Source organism: Pedobacter sp. 10L46_2, from assembly GCF_056395165.1.
In genome coordinates this window covers 1-10,998 of sequence record NZ_JBFTIZ010000196.1, presented here as the reverse complement: position 1 = coordinate 10,998, position 10,998 = coordinate 1, and the positions used below count along the sequence as shown (strand labels likewise).

Annotated in this window: 9 protein-coding genes; 1 reads left to right on the top strand and 8 read right to left on the bottom strand. The window is 38.2% G+C overall.

Translation table 11 applies throughout. The features are described 5' to 3' along the window. From AC1DDX_RS18535 to AC1DDX_RS18520, 4 genes are all read right to left on the bottom strand, one after another. On the bottom strand, window positions 1-450 hold a 450-nt coding region (locus AC1DDX_RS18535), incomplete at its 3' end, for a carboxypeptidase-like regulatory domain-containing protein (RefSeq protein ID WP_477622391.1). A gap of 121 nt (window positions 451-571) precedes the next feature. Beyond that, complete coding sequence (locus AC1DDX_RS18530; RefSeq protein WP_172663697.1) at window positions 572-2,737, bottom strand: alpha-galactosidase; 2,166 nt, start codon at window positions 2,735-2,737, stop codon at window positions 572-574. A gap of 20 nt (window positions 2,738-2,757) precedes the next feature. After that, window positions 2,758-3,297, bottom strand: a complete 540-nt coding sequence (locus AC1DDX_RS18525) for a hypothetical protein (protein WP_477622390.1) — start codon at window positions 3,295-3,297, stop codon at window positions 2,758-2,760. Then, complete coding sequence (locus AC1DDX_RS18520) at window positions 3,282-4,670, bottom strand: hypothetical protein (protein ID WP_477622389.1); 1,389 nt, start codon at window positions 4,668-4,670, stop codon at window positions 3,282-3,284. Before AC1DDX_RS18520 ends, AC1DDX_RS18525 begins: the two co-directional genes overlap by 16 nt. A 295-nt stretch (window positions 4,671-4,965) precedes the next feature. Between AC1DDX_RS18520 and AC1DDX_RS18515 the strand changes: the two genes are divergently transcribed. Then, window positions 4,966-5,763 carry a DUF4350 domain-containing protein gene (locus AC1DDX_RS18515; protein ID WP_337715057.1) on the top strand — a complete coding sequence of 266 codons (798 nt, stop codon included), beginning with the start codon at window positions 4,966-4,968 and terminating at the stop codon, window positions 5,761-5,763. Here the strand turns inward: AC1DDX_RS18515 and AC1DDX_RS18510 are convergent. From AC1DDX_RS18510 to AC1DDX_RS18495, 4 genes are all read right to left on the bottom strand, one after another. Beyond that, window positions 5,738-7,894 carry a chitobiase/beta-hexosaminidase C-terminal domain-containing protein gene (locus AC1DDX_RS18510; RefSeq protein WP_448633818.1) on the bottom strand — a complete coding sequence of 719 codons (2,157 nt, stop codon included), beginning with the start codon at window positions 7,892-7,894 and terminating at the stop codon, window positions 5,738-5,740. The two genes, AC1DDX_RS18515 and AC1DDX_RS18510, sit on opposite strands and share 26 nt — an antisense overlap. A 6-nt stretch (window positions 7,895-7,900) precedes the next feature. Next, window positions 7,901-8,926, bottom strand: coding sequence for an NHL repeat-containing protein (locus AC1DDX_RS18505; RefSeq protein ID WP_337715062.1), 1,026 nt, complete (start codon window positions 8,924-8,926; stop codon window positions 7,901-7,903). A 10-nt stretch (window positions 8,927-8,936) separates the two neighbouring features. Beyond that, entirely contained in the window at window positions 8,937-10,388 is a 1,452-nt protein-coding gene (locus AC1DDX_RS18500; protein WP_048904630.1) for a DUF1501 domain-containing protein, read from the bottom strand. 3 nt (window positions 10,389-10,391) lie between these two features. After that, on the bottom strand, window positions 10,392-10,998 hold a 607-nt coding region (locus AC1DDX_RS18495; RefSeq protein WP_477622388.1), incomplete at its 5' end, for a DUF1553 domain-containing protein.

Sequence of the window (10,998 nt, the reverse complement as noted above, 5' to 3'; positions counted from 1 at the left end):
GCCTTGCAGCGCTTGAGATAAATTGGCAACAGGCACCTCTCTTAATGACTTTTCATTAATAGAAACAATGGATCCTGTTATATCCGATTTCTTTTGTGTTCCATAACCTACCACAACAATTTCGCTTAATGTTTTATCTTCGGTTACAAGAGTTACATTAATTGTTGACCGATCAGCAACAGGTATTTCCTGAACTGCAAAACCCACGGAAGAAAATACCAGGGTTCCTGAGCCATTAGGAATTGTGATGGAATAGTTTCCATTTACATCGGTACTGGTGGTTGTTGAAGTACCTTTTAATTTAACACTTACACTAGGTAAGCCGCCGCTGGCATCCGATACTTTTCCTTTAACAATAAATTGCTGGAAGGAGGAAAAGCCATCAAAACTACAGCAGCATAACAGAAGCACCAGAAGGCACCACTGAATAGAAAATGCTCTACTAATCATGGTTTAAGATTGTTTAGGTTTAAATATTTGATTAGTCTAATGAAGAGAAATTTGCCCGCATTTTTGTCTGTTGCGTTAGCATATTCTTCAACCAGATTGTCATTTAGATAAGCCCTGGAAGCTAGTTCATTGCTACAATTTCAAAAACAGAACTGCTTAATGGAGTGATCTTCCCTGGAGAAAGATTTAACCCAACCTTCATCAGATAGTCTCCACTATAAACTTTATCGTTATCCGGATGTGTTGATTTTGTATCTGGCAACAGATTAATCTCCTTAATTTTATATTGTTTTAACGGATCAAGCCCTTCTAAAGTAACTCTTCCCATATACTCTTTACGTCTGAAATTGAGGAGGTAATTAAACAAAACTGCTTTATTTTTATCCTCACTCACATACATCATAACCGCTCTGTTTTCCTCATAAGGTGAAATCAGTCGATACAAATCTCCAAACCAAATTACATTGCTAATGCGTTTATAATTTTTAACCGCTTCATTGCTAAATATAATTTCTGCATCAGTCAAATTTTTCACCCGAATATCGTACCCAAGTTTGCCCATCATTGCAACATCCGTACGAAACTTAAGCGACTGTTTACCCATAGAAGTTACATGGCTTGAAACCGCTACAGATGGAAAAAAGTTAAGATAACCCCATTGAATAAAAATGCGTTCCAGCCCATCAGTATTATCGCTAGGCCAAAATTCTGTAAAATACTTTAATCCACCATAATCAACCCTACCACCTCCACCTGCACAAAGCATAATGGGCAAATGAGGATGTTTTCTTCTTATCCGCTCTAAAATATCATACAAACTTTTGGTATAATCAATAAATAAATTTCCCTGATTCTCTTTAAGATATGGCGAATATGTATTTGTCATCATTCTATTGCAATCCCATTTTATAAAAGCAATACCAGGATTCTTTGAAACCAGGTCATCAACCATATGGAATACAAAATCCTGCACTTTAGGGTTAATCAGATCCAATACCAATTGATTACGGGAATAAGCTTCCTCTCTGTTTGGTAATTTCAAAATCCAGTCAGGATGTTTTTCATACAACTCACTTTTCGGGCTCACCATTTCCGGTTCTATCCAAATTCCAAACTTTAGCCCTTTTGCAGTTGCTTCTTTTGTAAGAAAGCCTAAACCGCCAGGCAATTTTTTCTTATCTACCTGCCAGTCTCCTAATGCAGTTTTATCAGCATCGCGCGGATATTTATTGCCAAACCACCCATCATCCAGTAAAAACAGATCCACACCTAACTTATCTGCCCCATCAAATAACTCAACCAAAATATCCTGGTTAAAATCCATGTGAGTAGCTTCCCAATTATTCAATAATGTTAGTTTCGGCTTGTCTCCATCCAACACACCATACCTTCTTGCCCATCTATGTAAATTTCTGCTGGCCGTCCCCTTGCCTTTATTAGAATAGGTAAATATAAAAGCAGGAGTTTCGAACGTTTTACCAGGCAACAATTTATATTCTGACGCGTAAGGATTCATACCGGTAACCATACGTAATGAATTCTGCTGATCTATTTCAAAAGAGCATTGAAAATTACCCGACCATGCCAATGTCCCGGCAATCAATTCACCGCTGTTTTCGTCTGCAAGTTTATTCAATGAAAGAAAAAATGCCGGAGCACGATACATTTGAGCACGTGTCCCCAGTTTACTATCCAGAATTTTGATACCTGTTGTAAGCGGTGTTTCTTTCATTCTCATTTCGGTCATATAATCCCCATCAAATTGGCTAAGCCAATACTTAGAGGCATCAAAATGAAGCATTGAAGAAGCATAGTTTGTGAGTGTTATGGGTTTCTTCTCATTGTGTTTTATAGTTGTCCATTGCTTAATGATGTCTTCATTTTTATAAGCAGTAAAATGAAGCACTACTTCAATAGCATATTGCGGATCTTTAAGCGTAATTGTGGTAGCCGTTACATTATCATCCTTTTCTGTTTTATCGGTTACGTATTTTAAATCAAGTGATGGGTTTCCATCAGCATGGACAATTCTTATAGCCGGCTCAAACAAATCACCCATTCCAGCTCCTATATAAGCTTCCCTGCGCGTAGATCTTAGCAAACCCTCATCAACTGAACTATTTAGCTTCTGACCCAAATAACTCTGATAAAGTTTATTATTATTACCAACAGTAAAAACAAGCGACGCATTTTTAGTATCTACAATAATCTGTTTTTCGGATTGTCCGAAAGATATTAACCTAAAAGAGACAAGCAGAATACTAAAAAACAGAATGGATTTATTCATGACGGATTAAAAGTTTATAATTATAACTTGATCAATTGAGTTGCACCTACTTTTACTTGATATTTGTTTACCTTACCGGCTTTCTTGACCACAATTGCCAGTTTATCTTTTCCGGCTCTTGATATTTCCAGATCGAATACATTTCCAAAAGAGTGGATATTTCGCAACGCAAACTTGTTCCATGCCTTTGGCATTCTTGGTGCGCAATTAAAGCTATTAAATCCAATAGGTCGTATGCCAAAAAGTCCTTCAGTAAATATTCTACAATACAAACCACTTTCTGCAGACAAATGGCGTTGGTTGCCTTCAGGATATGCCTCCACGGGATATGGAACATGATTGCCAAGTAACCTCCTTCTCGAATAATATTTTATAAAATCCATCGCTTTTTCAGTGTCTCCGGCTTCAAGAACTCCTCTTAATGCGTAAAGTGTAGAACGATCCCAGAAGGTTTCTTTACCGGCCTGTGTGGCTAGTCCATCAGCAGTCCACAAACGTGGAGAAAACAGGGCATCGATCGTTCCCTTTTTTCTATCAAATATTCCTACGGTAAGCGGCAAACATATCCATGCACGTAGCTTGCAGATCGCAACGCATCATAGTATAAGGTATTTGTGGCCAGATTTGCTTTCCCGGCAGGAAAACGCCCCTCAAGTTCATCTTTATCAGAATTCACCACCCCCTCATTATTCATTTTTCTTCTGCTAAATTCCAGGCACCATTCAATCAAGGGCCACAATACGCGTGCTGAGTCTATGTTTCCATTCGCCAAAGCATAGCGTGATGCGCCATAAGCTATCATTGCCTGGTCCCCTCTATCTCCAGCGCCTTTCCATACCGCATCCCCTTCAGCAACAATAGAACTTGGAATTGGCTTATAATCCGGATTCATATATTTTGCAAACCAACGATAAGAATTCATTGCGGACTGATTGCCAACCCTGTCTCCCAAAAATGCAAAGAATGGGTTAACATATTCTGCCTGATCATTAGCCCATATTGCAGCATAATAAGCCAAACCACCCGGTCCATGCATATAGCCGCCCTTTGTTTTATAAATACTTTCCGTAGCTCTTAGTTTAGCAAACTCAAATGCTGTATTAAGTATATCATCAGGAGTTTCTAGTTTAAGTGGCGCCTGAATCTCAGCGATCCTTTCTACCCTTTTTTGTTCTTCCAGATCAGGATTAATGGCCTCTATATTTTGTGGTGTATCTGTTGCGAGATAATAAACGGCAAAGGTTATTGATTTACCAGCTTTCAAAAGGCGGCTGCCTTCTCCTATTGTACCCATTATTACCGAATGAGATTGTACTTTACTTTTAGAAGGATCTGTTCTTACTTCACGTCTTAAATATTCCATTGAAATGGTTTGGTCTTTATCTGATTTATTAGTAAAAATAAATTTCTCAATAGCCATAGGCCTATCCACAGAAGGAAAAAGCTCTCTTTCTATTTCCGTTAAAACAGGCATACCTGTTTCGGCAGAAACCTTCATAATCCCTTTATGATTTATCTTTTTAATACTATAACCTAATGTGCCAGATTTGCCACTTTTCTCAATAGAAAAATCTAATAACCTGTTGTTTATATAAAACCTTGGCAGTTCATTATCCTGAAAAGAATAAGAAATATGTGTTCTTGTCCCATCAGGCAACATTCTAAAAGTTGGAAATACAACTGTTCTGCTAATCTTCGATTTTCTGTTGCTATCTAAACCATACTCAACCCATAGTGCTACCTTTTCTCCCGCCATCTCAATATGATCAGTATGCGGCAATTCATTTTTAATGGACCAGCTTATACTGCCATTGTCCTCAATGCTCCAACGATCTGCTTGTTTAGGCAACGCGCCCTGTTGAGCATAACTAAATGATTGAATGATACCCATACAAGTTGTGAGCACCATGGTATGAATAAGATTTCTCTTCATGGTTCTTTATTTTCTTAATCCTATTGTAAATTATTCATTCTTGATTGCAAGTGCAATTTGAGTAATACTTAGAGCTAATCTATTGCCACTATTAGCTAAGTAATCAACCGTATTAGCATATTCAGGTACGCAGGGTTTTTCATCTTGAAAAATGTTTATCTTTCCGTGCACCGCATACACATATTCACTTCGCTGGCGAACACTTGCCTGAAAATTGGCAGGAATTTATGAAAGGTTCACCGGAAACCGGAAAAGGGACCGTGGATAAAATATAACAAGAACAAATAATATAAAAATGAGATTAAAGAATTTTGGTTTTAGTTTGATGATACTTTTCAGCTCCGTATCTATTTCAAATGCACAACGGGATAAGGTAGTTACGCTTGATAATTTTTTCAATCATGAAACAAAAAAGAACAAAGATGGAAATGAAATCAGGTTTCATTACACTTGGGAGGACCAAACACTAAATGGCTATTCTATACTTGGAGATATTTTTAAAAAGAATGGATTTCAGATCAAAAATCTTGACAACGGGCCAACACTTAAATCCTTAAAGGGCAACGATGTATATATCATTGTAGATCCGGATAATACTAAGGAAAACCCTAACCCAAATTACATTAACAAAGATCATATAAAAGCAATTACCAAATGGGTAAAAGCCGGAGGAGTACTGGTCTTATTAGCCAACGATAGTGCCAACACTAACCTTACGCAGTTAAATATCCTCGCAGAAAATTTCGGCATTAACTTTTCCAATAAAAGCCGAAACATGGTGAAAGGAAAAAATTATGAAACAGGAACCGTAAATATTCCGTTCGGAAATGAGGTGTTTACTGCCTCCAAAAAATTCTACATAAAAGAACTTTCAATTCTTCAATTGAACCCACCTGCCCAGGCTTTAGTAACAGAACAGAACGATGTTATCATGGCTACTGCAAAATACGGTAAGGGTACTGTTTTTGCCCTTGGCGACCCATGGATTTATAATGAATATGTTGATGGAACCCGCATTCCCTCAACATACGAAAACTACAATGGTGCAGTTGAACTGGTAAAATGGCTTAGTTCAAGAATACCTCATCAATAAATATCCATGCTGGCTCGCCCTTTCCTGGATGCCACTGAGGTAGTTTCTTAAAGTTTTTCCCCACTATCTTTAAACATGAGACACTTCGTGGTTCAAATTTTGCATCTAACTTTACAAGTGCATTCCCTTCATCTTTAAGCGGCATTTGATTTTTTATTACCTTTAATAAGCGAAGACTTTTCTTATCTGCACCACCCCAAATCTCAACCTCCTGTGGAAGTAAAATATATGCAGAGATTTGTCTCATTACATTTAGTGTTACCGATTTTAAAGAAATAGCCTGCTTAAAAAACATGATGGTCTCCATGTTATTTTCTCTAAAACCAATCCATTTACCTGTATTAATATCAAAATCACCCAGCTGATTGTCGACCAATATCTTTGTTCCATCAGACCTGTACTTTTCATTTGGCTGCATTAAAAAAGCAATACTATCAGGCTTATAATTGCTTTGGTAAAAGTTAAAAACTATTGCGTCGCTGCTATACCAACCAGCTTTATATGCTTTTGCTTTTAGCGTAGTGGTTTCCTTAATAACAATTTCTTTATCATATAAAGGTGACTTAAGACTATCAGGTTCTGAACCATCTGTGGTGTACCTGATTTGCACTCCGTTTACAGGGTGTTTTACCTGAAGGGTCAACGAATTTTTAAAAATAGAAATGTCTGTACTCAACCGGGGCTGATTTAATTTAACCGGACTCTTGCCATCATCTTTAAAACCGCCTATTATAGCCAGCTCCTTATTCATTTTCTGTAATTGGCCTATCTCGCCTTCATTTAAACCAGTGTTCCACAAGGTCAGCTCTTTAAGGCTTTTCATACTCACAAGCTGCTTAACAAAGTTAAAATTAACCTTTGTTCCTGATAAGGATAATGCATTTAAATGATTTAAGGATTTTAAGTACTTAAGCCCATCGCCCTTAATATCCGTAAAATTTAAATTTATCTTCCGCAGATTTTCAAACGCCCCTATTGTCTTTAATTCCTCATCTTTAATGGGTAAATTATTCAAATTTAAGGATACAATCTGCTTTTTAACAGGCATCAGTTCTTTTATAGCTTCAGGCTTATAAATACTTCTATTATAAACATTTACTTCTAAGGCTGGCGATATTTTATCGAGCGCGTAAATCACTCTGTAATTGTTATTTAGCTTCTTCACCGTTGCCTCATCTGCTGCTCCAAAATCATAATTTTCTTCGACAGATGTTACAGGCCCCAACAATGACGCGGACAGTACTCTCAAAGAATCGTTTTTTGGCAGATCTAAAACTTTCTTCTTTAAATCAGCATTACCCTTTATCCATAAAGCTAAAATGGCAATTTCCTCACTCGTTAACTGAGATTTACTCTTAGGGGGCATGTGCTTTTTATCATCTGCAGGCAGATGTATTCGTTCCAGCAGCAAACTTATTTCAGGTTTCCCAGGCACAAATAATTTACCGTTCTTTCCGCCCTTAAACATAGATTTAGCATCTGCCAAGATTAAACTGCCCTTTGCTTTTTCTAAATTATGGCAACTCAAACACTTTTCATTAAATATGGGCATGATCACATCATCAAATATGACTGCCTTATCTACTGGAACCTTTTCTTTTTCTGGCATTACGGCTGCCAGAACAAAATTATCTCCATGAGTTAATGTAGCTCCATAATGGCCGGTAACAATTAAACATAAAATGGTAATAACAGCACCTGCTTTTGCTACGGGTGCTTTATACCAGGAAGAGTTTCTGGACCAATATATAATTGAAGAAATAAAAACAATGCTTACTCCTGTCCACTTGTGCCATTGCAAAGTATCACCGCTATAGCCTTCTTCTTTTGACAGGAATAATCCCATAACAACAGTTACTGCAGACAATAAAACTCCGGTTAACAATAACCCGGTAGTGAAATTCTGATATAACTTTTCTCCGGTGTATGCCTCCTTAAAGCGAAAGAATTCCAGAAGCATCGCTAACAGCAAAAGTACTATAGGAAAATGCAGAATCATAGGATGCAGCCTACCTAATGGCTGTAACCAATACGGCACAGAAATCTTATCTCCAAATACCAGTAAAAAGACAATAAAGATGTTTAACGCAAATAATGCATTTTCAGTAAAACCTTTAAGCGTAATTCTCATAAAAAATTATGCACGGGTAAATTTATATGGATATACTTTGCCCGATGCCCACTGGGCTACATAAAGGTTGTCGTCGTCATCTACACATACATCATGTGGATTCAGAAAAATCTTCTCTGCCTGCGACATTGGTTGCAATATACCATCCGTATAAGTCGGTGCTGAACCACCAATATTTGACACTACCTTATTATCCTTATCCAAAATAGTAACAAAGCCACTATTCTCCTTATTCAGATCCGGTGATCTTAGCACCGCAGCATACAAATAATCATTTTTAATAACCGGCCTGCAAACACAAGCACCAGGAAGCACAATTATCTCTTTTAAATTCCCTGCCATATCAAAGCGTTTAAAGCAATTGCGTGTACGATCTGTAACCAGCAATGATGCTTCACCCTGTCTTTTATCAATACAAACCCCATGCGCATTATCCAGATGTTTGGTTTCGGCACCTTTTCCGCCAAAATAACTCAACAATTTACCCTCAGCATTATAATGCAGAACATACTGCAATCCATAACCATCTGCAATAAAGAAATCACCATTGTCTGCAACTGCTACTTCGGTTGGTACATATTCTTCATTTTTTTTGTACAGCCCTGTTTCCATCGGACAATCAAGTGTCATCAGTATTTTTCCATCCAAGGTAGTCTTATATACCTGATGTCTGTTTGTATCGGTAATAAAAAGAAATTCTTTACTGCCCTCTCTGGTGAGTGTTAATCCATGTGCCCCAGGAAATTCGTGACCCCAGGAATCTAACAGTTTGCCCGATTTATTATAGATCAGTACATTATTTTTGGTCTCATTTGTCAATAAAATAATCCGGCCTTTTTTATCCTGCACCATTTCATGACAATCATTTACCGGATTCTTTGCAGGGTTTAATTGCCCCCACTTTGCATCCATCGTATAGCGCATGTTGTTGTGACCATACACAGGTTCTTTTGATTTTGCTAATGTATCTTTCATAATAAAAAATCCGGCAGAAACTGCGGTTGTATGTTTTAAAAATTCTCTTCTTTTCATAAAATATTCTTTATACTATAATGTCATTAATTACTTTGCCGGCTACATCTGTTAATCTGTAGCGACGGCCTAAATGTTTAAACGTAAGTTTTTCATGGTTTAGCCCAAGCTGATGAAGAACTGTTGCATGAAAATCGTTCACATGAACAGGATCTTTTACAATGTTGTATCCAAACTCGTCAGATTCACCATATACTATACCCGGCTTAATTCCACCCCCAGCCATCCAAATGCTAAAACAGCGTGGATGATGATCGCGACCATAGTTATCCTTGGTCATTGCGCCCTGACTATAATTAGTGCGGCCAAATTCACCTCCCCATATCACCAATGTTTCATCAAGCAATCCTCTCTGTTTCAAATCAGTTATTAATGCTGCCGATGCCTGGTCTACGTCTTTAGCTTGCCCTGCCATCTCATTTGGCAGATTGCCATGCTGATCCCATCCCTGATGATACAATTGCACAAAACGCACCCCGTTTTCACTTAGCTTACGTGCCAGCAAACAATTCGCAGCAAAAGTTCCCGGAACCAAACAATCAGGTCCGTAAAGTTTTATAATATCGTCTGGTTCTTTAGAAAGATCGGTGATTTCAGGTACAGCAGTCTGCATTCGATAGGCCATTTCGTATTGTTGTACCTTGGCATTTATCTCCGGGTCACCAAATTCCTGGTACGACATCTCATTCAGCTCAGCCAATTTATCGAGCATCTTTCTTCTCTCAAATCTGTTCAATCCTTCCGGGTCTTTTAAATAAAGTACCGGATCTTCGCCACTGCTAAATTGAACACCCTGGTGCGTGGAATCCAGAAATCCATTAGTCCACAGTTTTGAGTATACCCCCTGCCCATTACCTTTACCCCGCGACAACAATACAGTAAATGCTGGCAGATTTTTATTTTCGCTACCTAAGCCATAACTAAGCCATGCACCCATACTTGGTCTGTTTCCCTGTTGCGCCCCGGTTTGAAAAAAAGTTAATGCCGGATCATGATTTATCGCTTCGGTAAACATAGATCTGATGATACAAATATCATCGACAACCTTTGCAGTATGAGGGAACAAGTCACTAATCCATGCTCTCGACTCACCGTATTGCTTAAAATCATAATATGAACCTACCAAAGGGAAAGAAGATTGATTAGCCGTCATACCTGTAAGGCGTTGACCTGCTCTAATGGATGCCGGAAGCTCCTGCCCCATCATTTCTCTAAGCTTAGGCTTATAATCAAAAGACTCCAATTGTGAAGGAGCACCGTTCTGAAACAGATAAATTACTCTTTTAGCTTTAGGAGCAAAATCAGGAATACCGGGAGGAAGTCCTGCCTCTTCAAAACTGCCGGTAAACAGATCCGGAATTAGTAACGATCCCAGTGCAACACTCCCTAAACCCAAACTTAATTTTGAAAGGAAACGACGTCTGTTAAAATTAAGTCCATGCTCCAAAATATTCTTTTCCATAAATCAGGATTTTGTAATGGTTTCTTCTAAATTATATATTGCTGCTATTACTTCCATCATTGCGGCAAGTTCAGTTTTATTGGTTTTCTGAGAGAGAGGGTACTCGCCTACTGCCAAAACTTTCTCCGCATTTGATTTTTGTTTAAATACCTTCAATTGATCGGCGTAATAGGAGGCCAACAGCTTTATTTCTTTATCCTTAGGTTTTCTACAAACTATCCTTCTAAATGCCTTGCTGATCCTTGCTTCTGATGTTCCTTTATCTTGTAATAACTTATCGGCCAAAACACGCGAAGCCTCTAATACTGTGGGGTCATTCATCATCGCCAATGCCTGAAGCGGGGTATTCGTTTTTAATCTTTTAACTTCACACTGGTCTCTGTTACTGGCATCAAAAATTCCCATTACAGGAGGTGGAACAGTTCTTTTAATGAAAGTATACATACCTCTCCGATACAAACTCTCGTTATGATCTTGTCTGTATGTAGCCAATAAACCTCTACCTGATGTAGCTCCTTCCCAAAGGCCTGGTGGCTGGTAAGGCTTAACACTTGGCCCTCCTATTGTATTCACTAACAACCCACTACTGGAAAGCACCACATCTCTGACA